Annotated in this window: 22 protein-coding genes; 10 read left to right on the top strand and 12 right to left on the bottom strand. The window is 63.5% G+C overall.

Annotation, left to right across the window (positions count from 1 at the left end):
* Window positions 1–45: 45 nt before the first annotated feature.
* Complete coding sequence (locus JJB74_RS18700) at window positions 46–1,272, bottom strand: pyridoxal-phosphate-dependent aminotransferase family protein (RefSeq protein WP_200594301.1); 1,227 nt, start codon at window positions 1,270–1,272, stop codon at window positions 46–48.
* 154 nt (window positions 1,273–1,426) lie between these two features.
* Between JJB74_RS18700 and JJB74_RS18705 the strand changes: the two genes are divergently transcribed.
* Both JJB74_RS18705 and JJB74_RS18710 read left to right on the top strand, forming a co-directional pair.
* The gene (locus JJB74_RS18705) at window positions 1,427–2,143 is read left to right on the top strand and encodes a GntR family transcriptional regulator (protein WP_200594303.1); all 717 of its coding nucleotides are present in this window, start codon (window positions 1,427–1,429) and stop codon (window positions 2,141–2,143) included.
* On the top strand, window positions 2,140–5,154 hold the full coding sequence (locus JJB74_RS18710; RefSeq protein WP_200594305.1) for an FAD-binding and (Fe-S)-binding domain-containing protein: 3,015 nt from the start codon (window positions 2,140–2,142) through the stop codon (window positions 5,152–5,154). The genes JJB74_RS18705 and JJB74_RS18710 overlap by 4 nt, the downstream gene beginning before the upstream one ends.
* Window positions 5,155–5,452: 298 nt before the next feature.
* Here JJB74_RS18710 and JJB74_RS18715 read toward each other — a convergent pair whose 3' ends face one another.
* The 3 genes from JJB74_RS18715 to JJB74_RS18725 form a co-directional block, all read right to left on the bottom strand.
* Window positions 5,453–6,658, bottom strand: coding sequence for an HPP family protein (locus tag JJB74_RS18715; protein WP_234484286.1), 1,206 nt, complete (start codon window positions 6,656–6,658; stop codon window positions 5,453–5,455).
* Window positions 6,659–6,718: 60 nt separating this feature from the next.
* Entirely contained in the window at window positions 6,719–7,150 is a 432-nt protein-coding gene (locus tag JJB74_RS18720; RefSeq protein WP_200594307.1) for a PAS domain S-box protein, read from the bottom strand.
* A 549-nt stretch (window positions 7,151–7,699) separates the two neighbouring features.
* A complete protein-coding gene (locus JJB74_RS18725; protein ID WP_200594309.1) occupies window positions 7,700–8,563 on the bottom strand; it encodes a LysR family transcriptional regulator in 864 nt (287 codons plus the stop codon).
* Between the two features lie 173 nt (window positions 8,564–8,736).
* Between JJB74_RS18725 and JJB74_RS18730 the strand changes: the two genes are divergently transcribed.
* The 6 genes from JJB74_RS18730 to JJB74_RS18755 all read left to right on the top strand — a co-directional run bounded on the left by JJB74_RS18730 (window position 8,737) and on the right by JJB74_RS18755 (window position 16,337).
* On the top strand, window positions 8,737–8,973 hold the full coding sequence (locus tag JJB74_RS18730) for a hypothetical protein (RefSeq protein WP_200594311.1): 237 nt from the start codon (window positions 8,737–8,739) through the stop codon (window positions 8,971–8,973).
* Between the two features lie 716 nt (window positions 8,974–9,689).
* Window positions 9,690–11,318 carry an LVIVD repeat-containing protein gene (locus JJB74_RS18735; RefSeq protein WP_200594313.1) on the top strand — a complete coding sequence of 543 codons (1,629 nt, stop codon included), beginning with the start codon at window positions 9,690–9,692 and terminating at the stop codon, window positions 11,316–11,318.
* Between the two features lie 135 nt (window positions 11,319–11,453).
* A complete protein-coding gene (locus JJB74_RS18740) occupies window positions 11,454–12,779 on the top strand; it encodes a DUF6765 family protein (RefSeq protein WP_200594315.1) in 1,326 nt (441 codons plus the stop codon).
* A gap of 11 nt (window positions 12,780–12,790) precedes the next feature.
* Window positions 12,791–14,323: a hypothetical protein gene (locus JJB74_RS18745; protein ID WP_200594317.1), complete on the top strand. Its 1,533-nt coding sequence runs from the start codon at window positions 12,791–12,793 to the stop codon at window positions 14,321–14,323.
* Window positions 14,324–14,367: 44 nt separating this feature from the next.
* A complete protein-coding gene (locus JJB74_RS18750; RefSeq protein WP_200594319.1) occupies window positions 14,368–14,802 on the top strand; it encodes a hypothetical protein in 435 nt (144 codons plus the stop codon).
* Between the two features lie 32 nt (window positions 14,803–14,834).
* The gene (locus JJB74_RS18755) at window positions 14,835–16,337 is read left to right on the top strand and encodes a tryptophan halogenase family protein (RefSeq protein ID WP_200594321.1); all 1,503 of its coding nucleotides are present in this window, start codon (window positions 14,835–14,837) and stop codon (window positions 16,335–16,337) included.
* Between the two features lie 73 nt (window positions 16,338–16,410).
* On the opposite strand, the gene JJB74_RS18760 is transcribed toward JJB74_RS18755, so the two are convergent.
* The 7 genes from JJB74_RS18760 to JJB74_RS18790 form a co-directional block, all read right to left on the bottom strand.
* Window positions 16,411–17,205 carry an alpha/beta fold hydrolase gene (locus JJB74_RS18760; protein ID WP_200594323.1) on the bottom strand — a complete coding sequence of 265 codons (795 nt, stop codon included), beginning with the start codon at window positions 17,203–17,205 and terminating at the stop codon, window positions 16,411–16,413.
* 234 nt (window positions 17,206–17,439) lie between these two features.
* The gene (locus tag JJB74_RS18765) at window positions 17,440–18,789 is read right to left on the bottom strand and encodes an MFS transporter (RefSeq protein ID WP_234484287.1); all 1,350 of its coding nucleotides are present in this window, start codon (window positions 18,787–18,789) and stop codon (window positions 17,440–17,442) included.
* 57 nt (window positions 18,790–18,846) lie between these two features.
* On the bottom strand, window positions 18,847–20,004 hold the full coding sequence (locus JJB74_RS18770) for a porin (protein ID WP_200594327.1): 1,158 nt from the start codon (window positions 20,002–20,004) through the stop codon (window positions 18,847–18,849).
* 91 nt (window positions 20,005–20,095) lie between these two features.
* A complete protein-coding gene (gene aroQ, locus JJB74_RS18775; RefSeq protein WP_200594329.1) occupies window positions 20,096–20,551 on the bottom strand; it encodes a type II 3-dehydroquinate dehydratase in 456 nt (151 codons plus the stop codon).
* Window positions 20,552–20,739: 188 nt separating this feature from the next.
* Window positions 20,740–21,600: a shikimate dehydrogenase gene (locus tag JJB74_RS18780; protein WP_200594331.1), complete on the bottom strand. Its 861-nt coding sequence runs from the start codon at window positions 21,598–21,600 to the stop codon at window positions 20,740–20,742.
* 69 nt (window positions 21,601–21,669) lie between these two features.
* Window positions 21,670–22,569 (bottom strand): sugar phosphate isomerase/epimerase family protein, encoded by a 900-nt coding sequence (locus JJB74_RS18785; protein ID WP_200594333.1) that lies wholly within the window; start codon window positions 22,567–22,569, stop codon window positions 21,670–21,672.
* Entirely contained in the window at window positions 22,566–23,453 is an 888-nt protein-coding gene (locus tag JJB74_RS18790) for a 4-hydroxyphenylpyruvate dioxygenase (protein WP_200594335.1), read from the bottom strand. The genes JJB74_RS18785 and JJB74_RS18790 overlap by 4 nt, the downstream gene beginning before the upstream one ends.
* A gap of 122 nt (window positions 23,454–23,575) precedes the next feature.
* On the opposite strand from JJB74_RS18790, the gene JJB74_RS18795 reads away from it, so the two are divergent.
* Together JJB74_RS18795 and JJB74_RS18800 are read left to right on the top strand one after the other, a co-directional pair.
* Window positions 23,576–24,358, top strand: a complete 783-nt coding sequence (locus JJB74_RS18795; protein WP_200594337.1) for an IclR family transcriptional regulator domain-containing protein — start codon at window positions 23,576–23,578, stop codon at window positions 24,356–24,358.
* A 212-nt stretch (window positions 24,359–24,570) separates the two neighbouring features.
* Complete coding sequence (locus tag JJB74_RS18800; RefSeq protein WP_200594339.1) at window positions 24,571–24,855, top strand: hypothetical protein; 285 nt, start codon at window positions 24,571–24,573, stop codon at window positions 24,853–24,855.
* A 22-nt stretch (window positions 24,856–24,877) separates the two neighbouring features.
* Here JJB74_RS18800 and JJB74_RS18805 read toward each other — a convergent pair whose 3' ends face one another.
* Window positions 24,878–25,825 (bottom strand): LysR family transcriptional regulator, encoded by a 948-nt coding sequence (locus JJB74_RS18805; RefSeq protein WP_200594341.1) that lies wholly within the window; start codon window positions 25,823–25,825, stop codon window positions 24,878–24,880.
* Window positions 25,826–25,860: the final 35 nt, after the last annotated feature.

Consider the following 25,860-nt stretch of genomic DNA (forward strand, 5'->3'; position numbering starts at 1 on the left):
TTATAGGTGTTGTCGTTATCTTTGCTGCTGTGCTGCTGTGATGGCTTATGCGGCTTTCTGCAACTTCGCAGCGCCGGGCGCGGTGGACGCCAGATGCGCCATCGCCGCCAGCACGCCGCCCTTCTGGTGCGGCACGCCGGCAAGCTCGAAGCCCATCTCGACGCCGGACAAGGTGCCCATCAGGGTCAGGTCGTTGAAGTCGCCGAGATGGCCGATGCGGAACACCCAGCCCGACACTTTCGACAGGCCCTGGCCGAGCGACATGTTGAAGTTCTCCAGCACCACCTTGCGGAAGGCGTCGGCGTTGTAGTGCTGCCCGGACGCATCCTTCGGCATCACCACCGCAGTCAGCACGCCGCTGTATTCGGCCGGGTTCTGGCACAGCACTTCCATGCCCCAAGCCTCTACCGCGGCGCGTGTCGCGGCCGCATGGCGCTGGTGGCGCGCGAACACGTTAGTCAAGCCTTCCTCGAGCAGCATGTCGCAAGCCTCGGACAGGCCGTACAGCAGGTTCGTGGCCGGGGTATAGGGCCAGAAGCCGTTCTTGTTGGATTCCAGGATTTCGTCCCAGCCCCAGTAAGCCTTGGGCAGCTTCGCATTGCGCGAGGCGGCGATTGCCTTCTGCGACACGGCATTGAAGGAAATGCCCGGCGGCAGCATCAGGCCCTTCTGCGAGCCGCTGACGGTGACATCGACGCCCCATTCATCGTGGCGGTAGTCGACGGAGCCGAGACCAGAGATGGTATCGACCAGCAGCAGCGCCGGATGCCTGGCGCGGTCGATCGCGCGGCGCACCGCGGCGATATCCGAGGTCACGCCGGTCGAGGTTTCGTTGTGCACCACGCAGACCGCCTTGATCTTGTGTTCCTTGTCTTCGGCCAGGCGCGCCTCGATCTTCGATGCATCGACGCCGCGGCGCCAGTCGTTGCCGATGAACTCGGACTGCAGACCCAGCTTGTCGGCGATCTTCTTCCACAGGGTGGCGAAATGGCCGGTCTCATACATCAGCACCGCGTCGCCCGGCGAGAGCGTATTGACCAGCGCTGCTTCCCAGGCGCCGGTGCCCGAGCCCGGATAAATCACGACCGGCGATTCAGTCTGGAAAATCTTGCGTATGTCGGCCAGCACCTTCTTGCCCAGCGCCTGAAATTCCGGACCGCGATGGTCGATCGTTGGATAATCCATGGCCCGCAGGATGCGGTCAGGGACGGTGGAAGGTCCCGGGATCTGCAGGAAATGACGACCTGCGGGATGAGAATTCAGCTTCAGCATGCTTGTCCTGTCGTGAAGAATGGCAACGCGGTTAATCGGAGTTTTTGCATACAATACCTCCTTAAACTGTCATGTCAACAAAAACTTCGGGGCAATTCGCGGGAGATTTGGCCTTATCGCCAGAATAAATCGTATACAATCGGCTCGAACTGCTATGAACCAAACCGAAATTCCTGTTGAAGCCCTAACGAGCGCGGACCGCAAGGGACTGGCGCTGGCCACCTGCTCCCGGCTGCGCGGCATGATCATCGAAGGCGTGCTCGCGCCCGGCGCCCGGCTCAATGAACGGGTGCTGTGCGAACAGCTGCAGGTGTCGCGCACGCCACTGCGCGAAGCATTCAAGACCCTGGCCGGCGAAGGTTTGATCGAGCTGCTGCCGAATCGCGGCGCCATCGTTGCGCAGCTGTCGCTGGTCGAGATCGAGGAATCGTTTGATGTGATGGGCGCGCTCGAAGGCTTCGCCGGCGAGCTGGCCTGCGCCAAGATCACCGAGGACGAGTTGCGGGAGATCCGCGCGCTGCATTACGAGATGCTGGCCGCGCATGCGCGGCGCGACCTGCCGACGTATTACCGCCTGAACCACGAGATCCACGACCTGATCAACAGCGCGGCGCGCAATACGGTGCTCACCGGCACCTACAAGGGGCTCAATGCCCGGCTGCAGAGCCTGCGCTTTCGCTCCAACTTCAATCAGGAAAAATGGGACAAGGCGGTGAAGGATCACAGCGAGATGCTGGAACTGCTGGAAAAACGTGACGGCGAAGGCTTGCGCCGGGTGCTGATGCGGCACCTGAAGAGCAAGCGCGACACCGTCCTGGCCAATCTGCGCGACGAGTCCAGCGCGCAGCCCGAAGGAATCCCCGAATCATGAATGCCGAAGTCCCGTCGAAAGTGCTGTTGCGCGGCGAGTTGCAAAGCCGCATGGCCTGCAGCGATCTTGCCGCCAAACTGTCGCAACACACCGGCGGTGAAGTACTGTTCGACCGCTACTCGCGCGGCCGCTATGCCACCGATGCATCGATCTACCAGATCGAGCCGGTCGGCGTGTTCATTCCAAAGACCGAAGAAGATGCGGTCCGCGCCATTGAACTGGCACGCACGGCGCGCGTGCCGGTACTGGCACGCGGAGGCGGCACCAGCCAGTGCGGGCAGACCGTCGGCGAAGCGCTGATCATCGACAACAGCAAGTACCTGAACGGCGTCATCGATTTCGACCGCGACGCGATGACGGTCACCGTGCAGCCCGGCATCGTGCTCGACCATTTGAACGCGTGGCTGAAGCCGCATGGCCTGTGGTTCCCGGTCGATGTGTCGACCGCCGCGCAATGCACCATCGGCGGCATGGCCGGCAACAACTCCTGCGGCTCGCGCAGCCTGCATTACGGGAACATGGTGCACAACGTGCTCGGCATCGATGCGCTGCTTGCGGATGGCACCGAAGCGCATTTCGGCGCGATCGATGCGATGCGTGATGCCGCTGCGCCGCGTCTGCGCGCGCTGGTGCAAACCATCGAAGCCGTGGCCGCGCGCCATCGCGACGAGATCGCCGCGCGCTATCCGCGCGTGATGCGCCGCGTCGGCGGCTATAACCTCGATGTGTTCCATCCGCAATCCGAGCGACCCTATACCGCGGACGGCAGCGTGAACCTCGCGCATCTGCTGGTCGGCTCGGAAGGCACGCTGGCCTATACCCGGCGCATCAAGCTAAAACTGTCGCCGCTGCCCAAGGCCAAGGCGCTGGGCGTGGTCAACTTCACCGATTTCCATCGTGCGATGGATGCAGCCCAGCACATCGTCAAGCTCGGACCGGTCGCTGTGGAACTGGTGGATCGCACCATGATCGAGCTGGCCCGCAACAACCCGGCCTTCCGCCCCACCATCGAAAAGGCCCTGATCGGCGCGCCCGACGCGATCCTGCTGGTCGAATTCGCCGGCGAGGACCGCGCCACGCAACTGCGCGGCCTGAAGGCGCTGACCGAGCTGATGGTCGACCTCGGCATGCCGGGCAGCGTGGTCGAGATGCCGGACGAGCGCGAGCAGAAAGAATTGTGGGAAGTGCGCAAGGCGGGCCTGAACATCATGATGAGCCTGAAGGGCGACAACAAGCCGGTGTCCTTCATCGAAGACTGCGCGGTGCCGCTGGAGCACCTGGCTGAATACACTGCGCGCCTGACCGAAGTCTTCGCGCGCCACGGCACGCGCGGCACCTGGTATGCGCATGCATCGGTCGGCACGCTGCATGTGCGGCCCATCCTCGACATGCGCCGCGACGGCAGCGCCAAAATGCGCGCCATCGCCGAGGAAGCGGCGGCGCTGGTGCGGCAATACAAGGGCGCCTTCTCGGGCGAGCATGGCGACGGTCTGGTGCGCAGCGAATGGGTCGACTGGCAATTCGGCGAGCGCATGATGGGCGCGTTCTGCGAGATCAAGGATGCCTTCGATCCGGAAGGCCTGATGAACCCGGGCAAGATCGTGCGCGCGACGAAGATGGATGACGCGTCACTGTATCGCTTCAAGCCTGGCTACCGCGAAGCGCCGCTGCAGACCGCGCTCGACTGGTCCGCATGGAATGTGCAGAGCAACCCGGTAACCGAGGAGAGCAGCGCGCCCGGCACCGGCGGCGACGCGACCGGCGGCTTCGCCAAGGCCATCGAGATGTGCAACAACAATGGCCACTGCCGCAAGTTCGACAGCGGCACGATGTGTCCGAGCTATCGCGTGACAAAGGATGAGCAGCATCTGACCCGCGGTCGCGCCAACACGCTGCGCCTGGCGGTGTCGGGGCAGCTCGGGCCAGATGCGCTCACCTCGGAAGCGATGCATGACACGATGGACTTGTGCGTGTCCTGCAAGGGCTGCAAGCGCGATTGCCCCACTGGGGTCGACATGGCGCGCATGAAGACCGAGTTCCTGTACCACTACCGCAAGAAGCATGGCCTGAAGCTGAAGGACAAGCTTGTGGCCTACCTGCCGCGCTATGCGCCCTGGGCTGCGCGCTTAGCGCCATTGGCCAATCTGCGCGATGCGCTGCCAGGCGTGGCGCGCGCCACCGAAGGACTGCTCGGCTTCACCGCGCGGCGCAAGCTGCCGCAGTGGCGCGGCGACACCTTCCTGAAGACGTGTTCCCCGAAAGCTGCGGGCACGCGCGAAGTCGTGCTGTTCGCCGACACCTTCAACAACTATTTCGAGGCTGAGAATGCGCATGCGGCGCTGAAGGTGCTGGAGGCCGCGGGATACCGCGTGCATATTGCGCAGGCCAAGGATGAGGCAAGGCCGCTGTGCTGCGGCCGCACCTATCTGTCCGCGGGGCTGGTCGATGAAGCGAAGGCCGAAGCGCGGCGCACGATAGCCGCGCTGCGTCCGCACCTGGAGCGCGGCCTGCCCATCGTCGGCCTGGAGCCATCATGCCTGTTGACGATGCGCGATGAGTTCCTGGCATACGGCTTCGGCGAGGACGCGAAGCGGCTGGCGAGCCAGGCATTGCTATTCGAAGAATTCCTTGCGCGCGAAGCGAAGGCGGGCCGGCTGGAATTGAAGCTGAAAGCCTTGCCGCAGAAGACCGCGCTCTTGCACGGCCATTGCCATCAGAAAGCCTTCGATGCCTTCAAGCCGGTGCAGACCGTGCTGGCGCTGGTGCCAGGGCTCGAAGTGAAGACGGTGGAAAGCAGCTGCTGCGGCATGGCCGGCAGCTTTGGATACGACCCGCAGCATTACGAGGTCTCGATGCGCATGGCCGAGAGCGCGCTGCTGCCGGCGGTGCGCGCGGCTGATGCGGATACGCTGATTGTCGCGGATGGCACCAGTTGCCGGCACCAGATCGGCGATGGCGCGCAGCGCGAAGCGGTGCATGTGGCGAGGGTGCTGGCTGCGGCGCTGGGTTGATGCGGCCGCGCAGGCGATCGACGTGCGGCGCATTGCGCTGCGCGGATGCGCTGCACTTTCGCTTCGCCCAGGGGGCAATGCAAGACCGTTGAAACGTAGGGTGGGCAAAGCCAACGCGCCTGCTTGAACAACGATGAACGCGTGGGCCGCGCCCACCCTGCGGAGCTGCTGCATGGGCAATCCGATTTTCCTGGCGGGCCGCGCAACGCCTTCCCGGAAACGATTTCGCGCCACCGTGGGAAGGCTGGCTTCGCAATCACACTCCACGCTAAAGCTCCAAACCCAGACTCGACAACCTTCAGGCCTTCCCGCCCGGCACCGCCGTCAGCACTGCCGGTCGCTGCGGCGGCGGCTGCAGGTTCTTCTCGTACAGCGTCGCGATCATGTCCGACTGCGTCAGCATGCCGACCAGCCGGCGATCTGCGTCCAGCACCGGGATCGAATGCAGCCCCGCATCCGACATCAGCGGCACCAGGTCCACCACCGGCTGATCCTGGAACGCGGTGCGCACCTCGCGATTCATGATCTGCCCCACCACTTCCGGCTTGGCCGAATGTGTGTTCTTCACCGGCTGCAACAGCTTGGCCATCGCGCCCTTCAGACCCGTGTGGTTGTCCGGCTGCGCATGGTTGATGAAGTCGGCCTTGGTCACGATGCCGATCACATGCTGGCCCTTGGTCACTACCGGCAGCGCGGTGAGGCGATGGCTGTGCAGGATTTGCCATGCCTCATTGAGCGAAGTGCCGTACTCGACCGACAGCACATCGCGCGACATCACATCGCTGCAGGCGATCACGCCAAAGCGGCGCTGATACGCATGGCGCTCGGTCTCCAGCAGGATCGCCTGCAGGTCTTCACGGCTGATGTCGAGCACTTCGTTGTAGCGCGCCAGCGTGGCGTCGAGGTCTTCGGGCGTAATGCCGAGACGGCGCAGCGGCGGCGCGTCTTTCGTGTCATGGCTCACCGCCACGCTGGGCGTGGCCACATGCGGATACTTGCGGCCGGTCGCATTGTTGTAGAACAGCGCGGTGGCCAGGAGCAGGAAGGAATTGATCAGCACCGGCGCGGCGACGAAGTTGTAGCCCATCGCATGAATAGCCGGGCCACCGAGCACCGCGGTCAATGCCACCGCGCCACTGGGCGGATGCAGGCAGCGCATCCAGAACATCGCAAAGATCGCCAGGCCGCCGGCCAGGCCCGCCGCCAGCACCGGCGCGCCGACAAGCTTGCCGACGGTCACGCCGATGAGCGAAGCCACCAGGTTGCCGCCGATGATGGACCACGGCTGCGCCAGCGGGCTCGACGGCACCGCGAACAGCAGCACCGAAGATGCCCCCATCGGCGCGATCAGCATGGCCGCGCCCAGCGTGTTGCCGAGCAGCAGATGCGTGACGATACCGGTCAGCACCAGCCCGAACAGCGCGCCAGTGGAGGCGCGCATCCGTTCGAAACGGTCGATGTGGGCGGCGGCGGGCCAAAAGCGTTTCAGGAAGTTCTCAGTCAATCTCTTGCTCCGGGATGGGAAGCGGCCATGGGTGGGCGCATGGATATGAAGGATGCTGGTTTACTGCTTCAGCCTGGCTTCAAGATCATTGACGCGGCGCTTGAGCTCGCGTTCCTCGGCCCAGCGCTGGGTTTCATCACGCACGACGGCGACGATGGCCGACACCTTGCCATCCGGCGCATGCAGCATCGCCACGGTAAAGGCGATAGACAGCGTATGCCCATCCCTGTGCAGCGCCGGCACGCGCAACAAGTCATTGCCGTAACGGGTCTGACCGGTTTCCATGGTCTTGTGATAGCCGTCCCAATGCCGTTGGCGCTGCCGTTCCGGGATGATGATGTCGAGCGACTTGCCCATCGCCTCTTCCTGGCTGAAGCCAAAGATGCGCGTTGCGGCGGCATTCCAGTAGATGATGTCGCCAGCGGCGCTGGCTACCACGACGCCCTCGCCGATGCCATCGACGAGCTGCCTGAAATCGAGGTTGGTCTCCATGATCGAAATTTCCCAGTAGATGAATAAGGGTCAGTGAAAACATGCCAGCGCAATGGGCACGGCATGCACGGAATCAGATGCGGGTTGCAGGGAAGGATGCACTCTCTTGAACCAGGCTCGCCAGCGCATGCCTGGTTGGAGCAGGAAGCGGCGATGCGGGCGAGTAGGAACGGCGTTTGCGAGGCATGAAACCCATAGGCATGGCTTAAAGAAATTTTCCGGCGAAATTATGCCTTTCTAGTGCATATTTAAACAATAAAAAATATTGGATTTTTGTATTCAAGATTTTGATGGAAACGATATGCCCGGCTTGCGTCGTCGTGGACAGCAGGTGTGACGAGGCATGACGGCGCGGTCAGCGCCGAAGCGACGAGCAGCGACCCGGCCAGCCGAAGCCAACGGCCTCCCCACTCTCCTGTCGAAAGCAGATTGCAGCATCGCTACGCTTTTTCTCAAGAATGGTGTGAATCCAGTACATGGCGTATTTTTAGGGATGACATCGGCATGGAAAAGGATCAGCAGTCTCCATTTCATTCATCGCCGCGCCTGCTATATCGCGAAAGCCCATTGCTGCGACCAATCCGATTCCTCTTTTACGGTTTCACGCAAAATGGCAAAGGCTTTTTCCAGGGCGGGAGAGACATTCTCCCGCGAATAAACCAGATAAATCGGATAGGAAAATTCCGGAGAATTTTCCACCTTCTTCAATACCCCTGCTTTCAGATAACTGTCGGCGACGCGCGCACGGAAATATCCGGTGCCGCCGGATTGCAATAAATATTGCAATGCCAGCGGCCCGAGGCTGAACGACAGCGCGCTTTTCGATTTTCCCGGCATCGCAATATCATGCTGCTCGCGGAAATCCGGCCCCCAATCCACCCAGACATACGGTTCCGGACATGCCGCCGAGGCGACCTGGATCAGCTTCTCGTCCATCAGATGTTCGACCTGCACATTGGGCCAGTATTCCGGCCGGTACACGATGGCCGCGTTGACCAGCCCGTGGCCGAGCCTTTCCTGCAGCGTCATGCCGTCAGCCACGTCGATGCGGATCGCATGCGACCCCATCTCGCTCTTGAGCCTGGTAGCCCATTTCAGCATCAGCGGACTGCATACGCTCATCTCCCCGCCCAGCGTGATCGATTCCTCATAGCCATCGATCCGCGCGAGCTCCATCCGCGCGCCCTCCCAGGTCTCGACGAGCCGGGTCGCATAGGCGATGAAGCGCTCGCCGTCGGGCGTGAGCCGTGCGCCGGCGCGGTTGCGCACGAACAGGCGGCAGCCGAGCTGCTGTTCCAGGTTATGGATTCGTGCAGTGACCGCGGTCTGCGTGATATGCAGCCTTTTCGCGGCGGCAATGAAACTGCCATCCCGAACAATGCTGAGAAAGGTGCGAGCGAGGTCGGTATCCATCCGGATTTCCATTCATAACTTTGATAGGAAAACTCATTATATTGCATTGGATATGCAGACCAGGATGATAGATACTTTATTCATAAGCCAATTCCATTTGCATCCAGCTATTCGTTTCAGTAATTTGCCGCAAGCCGATGGAATTGTTCATGCCACTCCTTTGAGACGATGCCATGAATACTTCGACGAAATACTCTGAATTTCACATTACCAACCGTGAAGTGGAATCGCGAAAATTCTATTCATTGGTCGGCATTCTTTTAGCATGTGTCGCAATTCTTTTGGCTTTGGGCGCTGAACCCGTCAAGGTGTTCCGTTCGAACGATGCTGCCATTTCGAATGTAGCGACGAATTCTCCATACCAGGCACAGGTGGCGGATAAAGCGATGTCCGTTGCGAAATCTGAATAATCGGATCGCTCCAATATCGCTTGCAACCATATCGTTAATCGCGCAATGGTCACCGGCTCCCCGCCGCCGGCTGTCACCGCGGCGAGCACTGCACTCTTACTCGACAATTCTAAAAGCCGAACTTTATTTCTAACGGCGCACACATTTGCAAAAATTAAACCAGAAATTAAAAGCTGATTTCACCAAAAATAAAATTTAGGGAAATATAAAACCCGCAGCAAAGCGGCATACCGCCGCGAATTTCGTAGCTAATCGAGCATCATTCGCCTACCGCATAAAATCGTTTGCCCTCCTTCGCAGGAACGCGCGCTTGTCTTCGTAAGCCTTCACGGACATCTAAGACGCGGTTTCCGTCAATATCATTCGGCTAGAAGAATCTTTTTCGTGCAGTGTGCCGATAAAGACTCTTCGCCCGCTTTTACTGACAAGAGCATTCCATTATTGCTTTCGACTATGTCTCTGCTACGTCAGTTTCATGTAAGCGATGCATGATTATGATCGGACATCAACATTAAATAAGCGTTTATTTATTCCGCCTTAGGAATTAAATGTGAGTTGATTGAAGGAATTAATTCCAGAATAAAACTTTCGCAGTGCAGCAGTTTCCTTTAATAAATAAACGCGCCAACAGAGCGCAAGAGTTGGGTTCAGTAATGCATACGCTGCCAACAGGAAAATAAAAAATACACAGCCCGTGTATATACAAGGAGACAAAGATGATCAGTCCAAAGCAGTGCCTGCCATTCTGGCTGGCGGCGAGCGCGCTTGCGCTCACCGGATGCGGCAGCGGAGGTGAAGACGCCTCCAGCGCCGCGCTGGCCAAAAAGGGCGGATCGGCCGCATCCGAGCCGATGCAGGTTTACGCCACCAAAGTGACCGACTGTGCATCGGGAGACCATCCCGAAAGCGCGCTGCAAGGCCAGGTCCCGGCGGCGATGCGCACCAGCGCCAATCCGTTCAAGGGCTTCAACTGCAACCTCGAGCTGATCGGCCAGCAACGCGGTGTCGGCGGCAACTGGTCTTCGGCGCGCTTCAAGAGCGCCGGCCGCACCTGCGCCTATCACTCCACTGCGATGCCGAATCCGAACCGGCCGAAGGGAACGGAGGGCGCGCAAGTCATCGACATCACCGATCCGACGCATCCGCTGCGCACCATGTCGCTGAGCACCAGCGGCATGCTCGATTCCTGGGAAGGCCTGCGCGCCAATCAGCGCCGCAAGCTGCTGTACTCGGCGAACGCAGCCAACGGCGGCGGCAACGGTGATTTCGATGTCTACGATCTGTCCGGCGATTGCGGCTCGCCGCAATGGATGAGCACGACCGCGCTGACCTTCCTGAAGGACGGTGCGACCCCCACCCAGGCAGCAGCCAAGGGACATGAAGGCAGCATTTCACCGGACGGCCTGACCTACTACATCGGCGACCTCGCCAACAGGCGCTATTACGCCGTCGATGTCACCAACCCGGCCCGGCCGAAGCTCATTGCCACTTTCAACATGGACAATTCGCCGATCGGCAAGACGCCGCACGGACTTTCCATCAGCAAGGATGGCAACCGTGCCTATGTGGTTGCAGTCGGGATTCCCTCGCCGGAACAGGTTGCGGATCCGACCTACGCGCAAAACGGCTTCCTGGTGCTCGACACCTCGGAAGTGCAGGCGCGCAAGCCGAATGCGCAGATGAAGGTAATTTCCGCCACCGCCTTCCGCGACGGCAGCCTGGCGCAACACACCATCACCACGAAGATTCGCGGCAAGCCGTATCTCGTCATGGTGGATGAGGCTGGATCCGGCGGCATCAGCGGCGATGCGACCGTGCCATCGAAGCTTGCCTGCGCCCAGGGCATGTCGCCGTTCCCGATGGCACGCATCTATGACATGAGCGACGAGAAGCATCCGCAGCCGGTCTCCAAGCTCGGACTCGAGACGCATGATCCGAACAACTGCGACGCCGTGCTTCCCGACATCGCCGGCCTGGGCATCTTCACTTACGGCAGCCATTACTGCTCGGTCGACAACCTGGAGAACGCGACCACGCTGGCCTGCTCGTACTTCAACTCGGGCATCCGCGTCTTCGATATCCGTGAACCGGCGCATCCGAAGGAGATCGCCTACTTCAATCCGCCTTCGCAACTGGACAAGACGGCGGTCCCCGGTTCGAACCATGTCGGCTTCGGACAATGGCGCCAGGGCGGACCGGACTGGTGTGCTTCGCGGCTGGACTTCGACCATCAGAACGGCACCCTGACCACCATGTGCCAGGACAACGGCCTGCTGGTGATGAAGTTCAAGAAGGGGGTCTGGCCCTTCGACAATTCCGCGGAAGCCGCGGAAGACGAGGATTGAGCCCGAGCCGGCAGCCTTGATCCACCGCCCCGCCATGCATGGCCTGGCCCGCAGCGGCGGGGCGGCATCCCGGATGCCCGAAGCGCGCGCGCACGCGCGCGCCGGATCGACAGTACTCACGATACAAAGGCGCCAATGAAGCAGGCAGCAAGCATACTTTTTGCCGCGCTACTCGTTTTACCGTTCGCAGCGCAGGCCTATGAAAGCGATGTCCATTTCGGGCTGACGAAATGGCTGGCGCTGAAGGCGGGCTACAGCGAGCAGCAGGCCGACACCATCGCGGTCGGCAACCAGCGCAGCGATTCCGGAACCATGGACAGCATCGAGCTCACGCTCGAATACGCCTGCCTGGGACGGCACCAGGAAGGCTCGGAAGTCGCGGCCAGATACCACTTCGCGGCCCAGGCGCAGCCGCCGGCGTCGCCGCAACAGCGCGCCATCGTCGCGGGTAGCCGCGCAGCGCGACGCGGCGCCGAAGCGGCGCTGGCTGCGGCAGCGGAAGGCAAGGCCGAATCCATGCTGCTGCGGCTGGGCCAGGGCCTGCATCTGCTGCAGGACTCCTGGGCTTACCAGGGCGAGCCGGACACGCCCGACTTCGCCGACAAGGCCATACCCTGCAGCCCCGAGCTGGCCTGGGCCGCGCCGGCGGCAAGAGGCGGCTGGAATGCGCATCGCGCCGATCTCACGTCGCCTTGGCCTGGCGATGTCCGCGCGATGGCCGCGGCCACTTATGAATTCCTCACCGGTTATGCGCCGATCGCGCGCGAGCAGCGCCGGGCCGAGTCGTCTGAGGCGGTAATGCGGCAGCTCGACGGCTTCATCAACGCATCGACGAAGGCGCAGAAACGCGCCTGGTTCCGCTCGCGGGGCATCGAGGACACGAGCTTTCTCGGCACGGTGTCGCTGCCCGACGGCGGCGAAGGCTTTCAGGCCGGCTGGCACGTCGCGCGTCTGGTACCGCTGGAAGCCCCGCAGACGCGGCAATACGAGGTGAGCGAGGAGCTCAAGCATTTCTTCGACCGCTTTTTCAGCGACTGGCTGGCGACAGACAAGCCGGAGCATGCGGTCGGCTCAACGATCCGCTCGGACGCGCAGCGCGAACTTGCGGCACGCCTCAAGTTGTGGCGACTGCGAGACCATGGCGCTGCGGCGGAGCTGGCGCATGCCGCGGCGCCATTCAACAAGAAACAGTTGGCAAGCATAGACAGGCTAGCGACCGCGCCCGGCGCCTATGCGCGCTACCCGCGTCTGCAGGACGCGTATTACCCGTTGCAGGAGCAGGGTCCGGCCGCATCGCCGGTACTGCCTTACGTGATCCATGTCCTGCCCGGCTCGGATGGCAGGCGCGCCATCGCAGCGACCAAGCTCAGGCATGCGCCCTACGACGAGCTCGGCATCATCGCCGAGAAGGATGGCGATGCATGGCGGGCTGTGCGGCTGATCTCGATAGTCAGCCATTGAGGAGCTTCCTGATGACGCCAATACAGCCCGAGGTTCTGACGATGAGACTCAAGCGTTTCTGCATCCTGGCCGCATCGGCGGCCATGCCGCTGCCGGCGCTGGCGCATTCCTTCGCCGCGCCGTACACGCTGCCGGTGCCTTTCGCGCTGTATGCCTGGGGCGCCTGCGCGGCCCTGGTGCTGTCTTTCGTCATCATCGGGCTGATGGCTCGGCTGCCGTTCATGCACGTCACGTCCGTAAGCGGCATCACGCCGGCCAAAAGCGCGACATCGTCGTGGCTGATGCCGGGCGCGCTGCTCGCCGCACTGCGCATGGCAGGCGTGCTGCTGCTCGCGTTGTGCATTGCCACCGGCCTGTTCGGCACGCGCAATCCGTTTGCGAACTTCAACATGACCTTCTTCTGGATCGTCTTCGTACTGGGTTTCTCCTACCTGGTCGCCCTGTGCGGCGATCTCTACGGCGTGCTCAATCCCTGGCGCACGCTGTGCGATTGGATCGAGCGGCTCCTGCCCTCGGCTTTCCGCGCGCGGCTGCGCTATCCCGCCGCTCTGCTTGGCTATTACCCGGCGCTGGCGCTGTACATGGCCTTCATCTGGCTGGAACTGTTCGGCCACACCACGCCGCGCAGCCTGTCGATCGCGCTATTGCTCTACACCGCGATCGGCTTGCTCGGCGCGGCGCTGTTCGGCAAGGAGGCCTGGTTCCGCTATGGCGACTTCCTCGCGGTATTCCTCCGCCTGATCGCGATGATGGCGCCGGTGCGGCTGCTCCATGGCGAGCCAGGCACGTCCCCCACGATCCGCATGCAGTGGCGCATGCCCTTCACCGGTCTGCTCGAACAGGAAGCCGAGCATGTGAGCCTGGCGGTGTTCGTACTGTTCATGCTGTCCTCCACGGCCTATGACGGCATGCATGAATCGCAGCCATGGTCGGAATTCTTCTGGGCCGGCATCTACCCGCTGATTGCGCCGATCATCACGGCAGGCAGCAAGCAACCCTTTGCCGTTGCGGCGCGGGTGTTCCATCACTGGCAGTCGCTGGCGCTGTTCCTGTCACCCATGCTCTACCTGCTGTGCTATCTCGTCTTCCTGAAGCTCGCCAGGATGCTCACCGCAAGCACGGAGACGGTACGCAGGCTGGCATTGCGCTTCGCGTTTTCGCTGGTGCCGATTGCCTTCGTCTATCACGTCACGCATTACTACACGCTGCTGCTGTCGCAGGGGCCCGCCTTCTTCAGGCAGATTTCCGATCCCTTCGGCCTGGGCTGGAATCTGTTCGGGACCGCCGGCTATGCAGCGCAACCGATCCTGCTCGATGCGAACGTGATCTGGCATACCCAGGTCGGGCTGATCCTCATAGGCCATGTGGTCAGCGTCTATCTCGCGCATATCGAAGCCATGCGGACCTTCCGCAGCGCCTACCGGGCCGCGCTCAGCCAGCTGCCGATGCTGCTGCTGATGGTGGGCCTGACCGCGGCCGGGCTGTGGATACTGTCGCTGCCGATCGCTTCCGGACAAGTGGCGCTACCCACGGCCGCATCCTGATCCACGAACGCGGCAACACCGATTACAACGACAAGGAGACGGCAATGCAGATGTCGAAATCATTCGGAATGGGCTTGGGCGGCCTGATGATCGTGCTGGCCGCGAGCTATGCCGCCATGCGTCCCGATGGCAGCCACGATGCGGCGGCGCCGCATGCCGGGCATGCGCAGGTTGCGGGGACCGTAACGCCTGCTGCCAGCACAGCGCCGCGCACGATACGCATCAGCATCGCGCCCGGCAGCGATGCCGCCCCTGGCGTATGGCGGCTGCGCAAGAACGAAGCGGTCGACTTCCGGGTTTCCGTGCCCTATGACGGCATGCTGGCGATACACGGCTACACCAACGATGTGCCAGTGGCCGCCAATCACGAGCTGAGCCTGCCGCTGACGCTGAGCCACACCGGGCGCTTCCCGATGCATGTGCATGCCAGGGATGGACAGCACCTCGAAGTGGCGGTGCTGGAAATCCTGCCCGACTGAGCGCTTCGTTATCCATACATGAGGGAGGGGTCATGGGACAGGAACTGATACGCGAACTGGTGATACTCGGCGGCGGCACCGCCGGCTGGATGACCGCCGCGGCCTTGTCGCGCGCGCTCAACGGCAGGGTGTCCGTCACGCTGGTGGAGTCGGAAGACATCGGCACGGTCGGCGTCGGCGAAGCGACGATCCCCGCCATCACGCTGTTCAACCGCATGCTGGACATCGATGAAGACGATTTCCTGCGCGCCACGCAAGGCACCTTCAAGCTCGGCATCGAATTCATCGACTGGGGCGATATCGGCAATCGCTACATGCATGCCTTCGGCCATTTTCCCAGCGATATCCAGATCGCCAGCTTCGAGCAGGTCTGGCAGAAGATGCGGCGGCATGGTCATGCGCATGAGCTGTCCGCCTATTCGATTACCCGCGCGGCGGCGAGCGCCGGCAAGTTCATGCGGCCGGATGAATCGCATCCGCTGCTGGACAACCTGGCCTATGCCTTTCATTTCGACGCCAGCCTGTATGCGCGCTATCTGCGCCGCTACAGCGAGGCGCGTGGCGTGAAGCGCGTCGAAGGCCGCGTGGTGGACGTGCGGCAGGACCCAGTCAGCGGCGACATTGCGGCGCTCGTCATGGAAGGCGGCGCCGTGGTCAGCGGCGAGTTCTTCGTCGACTGTTCCGGTTTTCGCGGCCGCCTGATCGAGGAAGTGCTGCATACCGGTTATGAGGATTGGTCGCACTGGCTGCCCTGCGACCGTGCCGTGTTCGTGCCTTCGGCATCGAACGGTGGGCCGCTGCCCTATACCCGGGCCAGCGCGCATGGCGCCGGCTGGCAGTGGCGCATCCCGCTGCAGCATCGCGTCGGCAACGGCTATGTGCATTCGAGTCTGCATGTGAGCGAGGATGAAGCGGTCGCCACGCTGCTGGGCCATCTCGATGGCGAAGCGCTGGCTGCGCCGCGCACGCTGCGCTTCAAGGCCGGCATGCGGCGCCGCGCCTGGAACCGCAACTGCGTGGCCATCGGCCTGGCCGGCGGCTTTCTCGAACCGCTGGAATCGACCAGCATCCACCTGGTGCAGACGGCGATCTCGCGGCTGCTCGCCTTCTTCCCGGCGCAGCGGCAAAGCCTGGAAGACATCGCCGAATTCAATCGCCGCAGCCGCCAGGAATACGAGCATGTGCGCGACTTCGTGATCCTGCACTATCACGCCACGCGCAGGAACGACACGGCGTTCTGGAATCACTGCCGCACCATGGAGATCCCCGAGAGCCTTGCCAAGCGCATCCGCCTGTACCGGGCGCAGGGACGCATCGCCGAAGACAATCCCGAGATCTTCACCGAGCGCAACTGGGTGCAGGTATTGCAGGGCCAGGGCATCGAGCCGGAAGGCTATGCGGCGATCCTCGATGTAGTCGACAGCGGGGATATCGAGGACTACCTGGCGTCGCTGCGCAGCGCGATCGCATCGCTGGTGGAAGCGATGCCGAGCCATGGGCAGTGGCTACAGGATCTGCAGCGCGGGCAGGCATGAGGTGACGTGCGCGCTGCGCGTGGCATGTGGCGCCCGGCAGTGCACCGGGTGCGATGGCAAAGCGTAGTGCGCCCTATGCCCTGCCGAGCGTGGCAAAGCGCACGGCCTCTTCAACCACCTGCTGGTCCCGCAATAGCCGCCGGTGTCCAAGCCCTTCGACGCGCCTGTGCCCGGCGCCGGGCCAGGCCGACGCGGAGGCGAGACTGTCCTCGATCGGCACGACGCGATCGTCGCCGGAGTGGATGAAGAGTGCCGGCTGGTGCAGAGCGGGCGCGCGCGCCGGCAAGGAAATACTGCGCACATCCACGCCCCTGGCGTCGCGCAGCTCAGCCAGCATCGCCTCGATCCCATCAGCGTCGAGCCCGGCCGCCGCGCCGAAGGCGCGCGCATAGCGCTCATAGCGAGCCGGCGCCGCGATCAGCACCACGCGCTGCGCCTGCATGCCGTCATGCAGCGCTTCGGCAAGCACGGCGCCGCCCATGGAATGGGCAATCACCGCATGCAGCGGACCGAGCGCGTCGGCAACGGCCTGTAGCGCCCGCGCCAGATCCGGTATCGATGCCTGTGTTCCCGATGAGCCTCCATGCGCCGGCAGCTCCATCGCCAGCACCGTGAAACCAGCGGTCAGCAGCGGCGGCGCGAACGCGGCCATGTCCGATGCCTGCCCTTCCCAGCCATGCAGCAGCAACACGGCCGGCCCTTCCCCGGCGCGCAGGATGCGGACCCTGCCCTCCTGCGTGCTCAACAACAGCGTCTCGCCGTGGGGCAGCGACAGCGGCAGCCGCTCCTTCGGTGGCTTCGGGGTCAGAAAGGCATCGGCCACCTGGCTGATATTTGCAATGACTTCCGAACTGTTCGTTGCGTTCATGCTGGATCACCCACGATTAAACGACCGACTCATATGATGAACGTCATATTTACCGGTCAGAAAAAGCCGCCCGAAGGACGGCTTGGCTTGTACAGGCTAAGGCTAAGGCTGAGGCTGTGCGCCCGGCAACCCTGCCTAATATGATGCGCATCATATTAGGCAGGGTTGCCGGATGTGTCAATTGCCCCGTTTCCGGCAAAGTCCCGCGTCTGCCAGGCGCCCAGAGGCAAAAGCTCAGGCCTTCAGGCTGCCTCCAACCGTCGCCTGCCGCGTCTCGCCCGACTGCCCCAGCTCATGCATCGGCACCCGATAGGTCTCGCGCGCGGTAGCGGCCGAAATGGCGGCGATGAGCGAGGTCGCGGTGGTGAAGGCCGCCACCGGCATCCAGCCGTTCGGACCGGTTCCCATCAAGGCTGCCGAGATCGTCGGCGCGAAGCCGCCCAGCGCGAAGCCGATCTGCGTGCCGATGGCCATGCCGGACAGGCGCACGCGGGTGTCGAACATCTCGCCATACAGCGCCGGCCACACGCCGTTGGCCGCGCTGTAGACCACGCCGGACAGCAGCAGGCCGAACACCCATATCAGCGTGATGTCGCCGCGGCTGATGGCCCAGATGTACGGCCAGATCAGCGCCGCCGAGCCGAGCGCGCCGAAGATGAAGACCGGTTTTCTGCCGATGCGATCGGCCAGCGTGGCCCAGGCCGGGATCGCCGCCAGCGCGATGATGTTGGCGAACACCAGCACATTGAGCATCGTCGGCTTCGGGATATGCGCGGTGTTGACCGCATAGGACAGCGTGAAGACGCTGAAGATGGTGCTGACCACCGACACCAGCGCGGCGAAGATCACGCGCAGCACCGAGGCGCGCTGCTCGCGGAACAGCGTGGCGATCGGCAGCTTGGACTGCTTCTTCGCGCGGCTTTCTTCTTCGAAGGCTGGCGTCTCGGGCAGCGTGCGCCGCACCCAGAAGCCCACTGCCACCACCACCGCCGACAGCAGGAACGGCACGCGCCAGCCCCAGGACAGCATGTCGGCTTCGGGCATCGCTGAGATCGGCAGGTACACCATCGTCGCCAGGATCAGCCCGGCCTGCGTGCCCGAAAGCGTGAAGCTGGTGAAGAAGGCGCGGCGGTGCGCCGGCGCATGTTCCAGCGTCATCGAATTCGCACCGGCCTGCTCGCCGGAAGCCGACACGCCCTGTAGCATGCGCAGCACCACCAGCAGGATGGGCGCGAAGATGCCGATCGCATCGTAGGTCGGCAGCAGACCGACCAGGAAGGTCGACAGTCCCATGAGCAGCAGCGTGAAGGTCAGCACCCGCTTGCGGCCGAACTTGTCGCCGATGTGGCCGAGCACGACCGCGCCCAGCGGCCGCGTCACATAGCCCACGCCAAAGGTGGCGAAGGCCGCGATCGTGCCGGTTTTCGGATCGAAAGATGGGAAGAAGATCTTGTTGAACACCAGCGCCGCGGCGGTGCCGTAGATGAAGAAGTCGTAGTACTCGACCGCGCTGCCGATCCAGCTGGCAAGCGCCGCCTTGCGCGGCGACCTGGTCGCCCCCGCGCTCGCATTCGTGTTGGACATGCTTGTCTCCGTGTAGCGCGCGGCCGCGTGCATGGCGGCCGCGCGAGGTGGAATGAATCAGAAGCGGTGCAGGATGCCTGCCTGCAGACCGGTCAGGTTGCGGCCGTTGATGTCGGCGCCGGCAAGGTTGGCAGACGGGCCGGCCGAACCGCTGAAGCGGAAGCCCGCGTTCGGCTGGTTCTTCATCCAGTTGGCGAAGCCGTACAGCGTGGTGCGCTTGGACAGGTCGTAATAGGCGCCGACGTTGCCGCCATGCGCGCCGGCGTCGCCGCCGGAGGTGTCGATCATCGTGCCCCACAGCGCGCCCACGCGCAGCTGCGGCGTCACCCGATAATCCGCGGAGATCTGGTAGACGTTGTAGAAGCGCTGGACGTTCGGGTCATTGCCGTTGAAGCTGTTGTTCGGGATGCTGACGTTGGAGAGGATGGTGCCGGCGGTCAGGCCATTGCTGTTGGCGGTAACGCCGCCGGCGCCGTTGCCGGTGATGTTGTTGCTGCGTACATAGGCCAGGTAGACCTTGCCCTTGCCGTAGTCCCAGTTCGCATACAGGTTGTGGTACTGCACCGCGTTGTCGAACTTCGCAGTGGACGCCGGCTTGGCTGCCAGGCCGGCATAGCCGAAGCGCCACGGGCCGTTGCTGTAGTCCAGCGCCAGCTGGCCCACGCCGCGCTGGCCGGCGGCTTCGGTCGTGGTTTCCTTCAGCGCATAGTGGGCGCTGAACTGGAAGCCGGCGATGCGCGGCGACTTGTACGAGATGTCATTGTCATAGCGTGAGGGCACGCCGAAGGTATTGATGATGGAGCCGAAGGTGGTGCGCTCGGTGTAATCGATCGCGCCGCCGATGAAGAAGATCTCGGTGTTCTGCCGCCCCAGGCGGAATTCGCCGAGGTTCGCGGTGCCCAGTCCGACCCAGGCCTGGCGGTCGAACAGGCGGCTGCTGTCGGCTGCGGTGCCGGAGTCCGCGGCCAGCCCCTGTTCGAGATTGAACTTCGCCTGCAGGCCGCCGCCCAGGTCTTCGACGCCGCGAAAGCCGAGCCGGCTGCGCAGGATCGCGCCATCGTTCAGGCCGACGATGGAATGACCGCCGGCGGACTTGATGTAGCCGATGTACTGATCAATGTCGCCGTAGATGGTGACGTTCGATTGCGCATGGCTGGATGCGGCCGCAAGGCCGAGGGCGCAGAACACGCTGTACGCGCACAGCTTCTTCTTCAAGGTCTTCTCCTCAAAAGTTTTGGTTTGTCGTTATGGTTGTGGCCGCGTTCGGGCAAGGGCAATGCCTGGCGCGGCCGGTAAATCCGTCCGTTCAGACGATTCGTTCGCGCATCGCGATTGCTTCGATCGCGAGCGTGTAGCCGGCGATGCCGAAGCCGAAGATCACGCCTTCGGCCACCGGCGACAGCCAGGATTGATGCCGGAATGGTTCGCGCGCATGCACGTTGGAGATGTGCAGCTCGACCACCGACAGTTGCGCGCCCTTGATTGCGTCATGCAATGCGATCGAGGTATGGGTATAGGCGCCGGCATTGAACACCGCGCCGGCCACGCGGCCTTCGGCCTGGTCGATGCCAGCCTGCTGCACCCAGTCGATGAGCACGCCTTCGTGATTCGATTGGCGAAAGTCCAGCGCATAGCCGCGGTCTTCGCAAGCCTGGCGGCACAGGCGCTCGACATCGGCGATGGTCTGGCTGCCGTAGATGGCCGGTTCGCGCCGGCCGAGCAGATTGATGTTGGGTCCGTTCAGGACGAGGATGGTTTTCATGTCTTGTCTCCGTTGTTTTTTGATTCCTGTTTCGTAGGTTGGGCTGCCAAGCCCAACATCGAACGCTTGCGGGCCGCCGGCATGGTGGGCTTACTTCGTCAGCTCAACCTAAGGCGCGTAGGTTGGGCTGCCAAGCCCAACAGGAAGCCTGCTCCCGTGCGGACTTCCGTTGGGCTTGTCAGCCCAACCTACGAACTGCCCGCCACCATCGCGCGCAGATGCGCATCCATGCGCGCCGCATCCGGTTCCTCGCCGGTGAACAGGCGGAAGGCGCCGACAGCCTGGCCCACGGCCATGCCGCCGCCATCCGCGACCTTGCATCCGGCCGCGCGCGCGGCCTTGAGCAGCGCGGTCTCCAGCGGGAAATACACCACCTCGGATACCCACAGGCCGGCATGCAGCAGCGACGCATCCAGCGGCATGCCGGGCAGCTTGTCCATGCCGGTCGGTGTGGCATGGATGAGCCCGGTTGCGCCTTGGAGCGCCGCCTCAATGTGCGCCTGCGCGCTGGCGCGGTGCGCGCCATACAGGGCGTTCAGGTTCTCGGCCAGCGCCTGCGCGCGCGCCGGGTCCTGGTCCACCAGCACCAGGTGTTGCGCGCCCAGGCGCAGGACTGCATGAGCAATCGCCGCGCCTGCGCCGCCGGCGCCGAGCAGCACCACGCGCGACAGGTCGGCATCGGGCAATTGCCGCCGGAAGCCCCAGGACCAGCCCCAGCCATCGGTGTTGTGGCCGATGAGGCGACCATCTTCGTTCACCACGGTGTTGACCGCGCCCATCGCGCGGGCCTCGTCGGAGAGGTCGTCCAGCAGCGGTATCACGGCCTGCTTGCACGGATAGGTAATGTTCAGGCCGGCGAAACGCATGATGCGCGCGGCGCGGATCAATGTCGGCAGATCGTCGACGCTCGCGCGGGCGGCATCGAGGTCGATGATCTGGTAGAACAGCCGCATGCCATGGTGGCGCGCTTCTTCCTCGTGCATCGCCGGCGACAAGGATTTCTGTATGCCGGCGCCGATCAGGCCCACCAGCAGCTTTCTTTCATTCATTGGAGTTTCCCGTTGCATCAAGTTCAGATGCGCATGCGGCGCGCGCTTCGAAGAAGGTCGGCGCTGCCCTCAGTCCGCTTCCGCTACGCGCGCCAGTTGCGCGGCCTGCGGCTCGCGCACGCCGAGGCTTTTGCGCAGCACTTGGTCCGTCACCCATTTCGCCGAGCGCCGCGCTCGCGCCGCCACCACATCCAGCGGCATCTGCAGATAGTCGTCATTGAAGACCTCGAAGCTGTAGTCGCCGTCATAGCCGGCGCGGTACAGGTGACGCACGATCTCGGCCAGTTCGCGCGCATGCTCGCCTTCGCCGGGAAACACGCGCAGATGGCGCGCGGTTTCGATGCGCTCCTCCGCGCTGCGGATCTCGCGCCACATGAAGTCCGACAGTTGCACCATTGCGATCTTGCTGCCCGGGATGTCGGCGAGGTCGTCGAGCGCGGCGTCGTTGGCGAGGATGTGATACGAGTCGATCACCACGCCGAGATTGGCATGGTCCGCCAGCTGCACCGCTTCCCAGGATTGCAGGTAATGGTTCACATGCCGGCCCCAGGACAGGGCTTCATAGCCGACGTTCACGCCCAGCGGCACCGCCAGATTGGCCAGTTTGCGCAGGTCGCGCGCGATGACTTCGATGTCGCCGCTGGCATGGGTGGAGGTCGACGAGCACATCATCAGCATCGGCGCGCCAACCGCCTTGCAGATGCGCAGCATGTTCTTGGCGACATCGATCTTGTATTCATGCAGCGTGCCCGACAGGCCCTCGTAATCGCGCATGACCTGGATGCCGGTCACGCGCAGGCCGCTGGCCTTGACCAGTTTCGCCGCCGCGTCGACGCCGCCCGGATAGGCCACCAGGTCGCGCGCCCACAGCATGATCTGCGCGAAGCCGGCCGCCTTCGACGCCAGCAGCTTGGCTTCCAGGCTGCCGGGCAGCGTGATGGTGTCCATGCCGAAGCTGGAGAGGTTCATGATGCCGCTCCGGTGTTCAGATGGCTTTTCACCAGTTCAAAGCTCACGCCGCCGCGAAACAGCTGGGTCAGCGCGCCCTTCTCGCTCGGCTGCACCGGCTCGCGGTCGACAAAGACCACGCCGCGCCGCGCCAGCTCGGCGGTGGCCGCGGCCACGTCCGGCGTGCCGATTCCAAGGCGGATCAATTCCTCTTCCCACAGCACATCGTCGCCGCCTTCGGGCGGCTCGATCAGTTGCAGATAAAACTTGCGGCACGGGCTTTCCAGCAGCGTGCCCTTGGGCAGGATGCCGAAATAGCGACCTTCGGGCAGCACGCGGAAGCCCATCAGCTGCGCATAGAAGTCGACCCATTGCTGGCTGCGGTCGCGCCGCACCGACTGCACCACGCCGAAGAAGTGCATGCCGGCCAGGGCCGCGGGGGCGGCGCTCACATTCGATAGCGGCTTGAAGTCGACGTCGTAGATCGAGAAGTCGGTATAGCGGTCAACGAAATAGATCACTGAGCCGCCGGCGCCGTGCACGCCGGGAATGTTGAGCTCCATCGCATCGGCGCGGGTCGGAATCGGCCAGGCGCCCAGCGCGGTCGCGTGGCGGTAGGCGTGGTTGGCGTCGCGCACCCGCAGCGCGATGCCGGACAGCACGGTGGACTGTGCATCCTCGCCGGCGGACAGCCAGGATTCGCGATCGGCGTTGACGATCACGTTCATGCCGCCCTGGCGGTACAGCGCGACTTCGCGCGAGCGATGGCGCGCGGTCTGCGCGAAACCCATTCTTTCAAGGATGGCGCCCAGTGCCAGCGGCTCGGAGGTCGCGTACTCGACGAACTCGATGCCGTCCATGCCTAGCGGGTTGTTCGGTTCGGGATTGTTTTCGTGAATGCTCATGCCTGTCTCCACATTTCGCGGCCAGTATAGGAAAACGCCGGGGTGCGACATAGCACGCTATGGAAGACTTGCGCGATAATCGCGCACTCCGAACGCGATGCGCTCAAATTGCGATTTTTCTCATGACCGAACGCCAACCGATTCATCCCGACATCCCGAAACGCGACCTGGTCGAAGGCCTGATGAAGGGCGTGGAAGTGATCAACGCCTTCAATGGCGACGCCCGCTACCTGAGCGCGAGCGAAGTCGCCGAACGCGCGCATATCACTCGCACAGCGGCGCGGCGCTACCTGCTGACGATGGTGCATATCGGCCTGGCTGCTACCGACGGCAAGCTGTTCTGGCTTACGCCCAGAGTGCTCAATCTGGGTCGCTCGTATCTTGATTCCGCACATTTCCCGCGCGCGGTCGTGCCTTTTCTGCAGCGCTTGTCACAGCAGGTGCAGGAGTCGACCAATTTTTCCGTGCTGGATGGATCTGACGTGGTGTACCTGGCGCGGGTGATCGCGCCGCGGCTGGTGACGGCAGGCTTCGAGCCGGGCACGCGTCTTCCGGCCTACACCTCCACGGCCGGCCGGGTGCTGCTGGCGGCGCTGCCCGATGCCGAGGTGCAGGCCTATCTCGACAGCACCGAGCTGGTTGCCTATACCCACATGACGGTGACGGATCGCGAGGGCTTCTACCGCGAGCTGCAGGAGATACGCGAACTCGGCTATGGCGTCACGGAAAGCCAGTATGAAGTCGGCATGCGCGGCCTGTCGGTGCCGGTGCGCAATCGCAATGGCATGCTGATCGGCGCCATCAGCGTGTCGATGAGCACCGCCAGCGCCTCGCGCGAAGAAGCGATCGCGCGCTGCGTGCCGGCGCTGCAGAGCACGGCGAACACGCTGATGATGTGGATCTGATGCTGCGTCGGCGCGGAGAGGCGTAGGTTGGGCTGACGCAGGAAGTCCAACGGGTGTTCGTATGGGATCGAGGTTCCGTTGGGCTTGTCAGCCCAACCTACGCACTCCAGCCAACTCCCCGCCACATGCTGCCGAAAAGCGCAAACCGGCGCCGGCACTTGTTTGGCATGATGCCCCGCACGTCCCATGACGGAATGCCACAGGAGAAACCGATGAACCGAAAGCTTGCAACGCCTCTCTTCGCCATGATGCTGGCCGCATCCTTCGCCCTGCCCGTTAGCGCGCAGAATGCCGGCGCCAAGGGCAATGCCTCCAGCGCCGCAGGCGCATCCAATGCCGATGTGATGGCGCCCGGCGCCACCGGCGCGACCACCCCCACCGGCGCCGGCGACACTTCCGCCAGCGGCGTCTCGAACGATGGCAAGAAGCAGAGCAAGACCCGGCACCACAAGGCAAGAGCGAAGAAGCCCGCATCGGGCGACAGCGCACAGCAGTGAACCCGCAGGCTGCGCGCCGCGCTCAGCCGGCGTCGGCGCGCAGCGCGAACGGTCCCTGCGTCAACTGTTCCTTCAGGAAGGCCAGGCACACCCGCAGCCTGGCCGATTCGGTCGAGCGCGCCGGTGTGACCGCCCACACATCGGCCGGATCGTGCCAGCCCGGCAGGATGCGCCGCAGCGCGCCGGCATCCAGGCTCTCGGCCACGTCCCACACCGAGGCCATGATGATGCCGTGGCCGTCGAGCGCCCACTGCAGCACGATGTCGCTGTGATTCGAAGCCATCGGCCCGCTCACCTTCACCGTCTCGACGCCACCGTCGCCCTGCAGCCGCCAGGCGCCGAACATCGTTTCCCGATCGCGGAACACCAGGCAGTCGTGCCGCGCCAGGTCCGCCGGCACGGCCGGCATGCCGCGCCGCGCGACATAGGCGGGTGATGCGCACAGGATGCGGCGGCTGCTGACGATCTTGTGCGCAATCAGGTGCGGCTCCTCGACCGCGCCGACGCGCAGATCGATGTCGAAGCCTTCGCCGATCAGGTCGACGCGGCGGTCCAGCAATTCCAGCCACGTCTCCAGCCCCGGATGGCGCTGCCTTAGCAGCGACAGGATGGGCGCGAGATGCGCATGGCCGAGGCGGCGGCTGCTGCTGATGCGCAGCAGGCCGCGCGGCTCGCTGCGCACGCTGGCGACCGCATCGGTCATGCCTTCCACATCCTCCAGGATCTTCAATGCCCAGCGGTACACGGTTTCGCCATCCTCGGAGACGCTGACGCGGCGCGTGGTGCGGTGAAACAGCTTCACGCCCAGCATCGCTTCCAGCGCCGCGATGCGCCCGCTGGCGTGCGCAGCGGAAATGCCGAGCTCGGACGCCGCGGCGATGAAGCTGGCGCGCCGCGCAATCTCGCAGAACAAGGCCAGGTCGCGCAGCAGCGGATCGTTATTCAGCAATCGTGAATTCTGACTTGTCATATCCGGGGATTATTCAATGAAGCTTCCACTGTAAT

The sequence above is a fragment of the Noviherbaspirillum pedocola genome, assembly GCF_016632335.1.
GTDB classification, from domain to species: domain Bacteria; phylum Pseudomonadota; class Gammaproteobacteria; order Burkholderiales; family Burkholderiaceae_D; genus Noviherbaspirillum_A; species Noviherbaspirillum_A pedocola.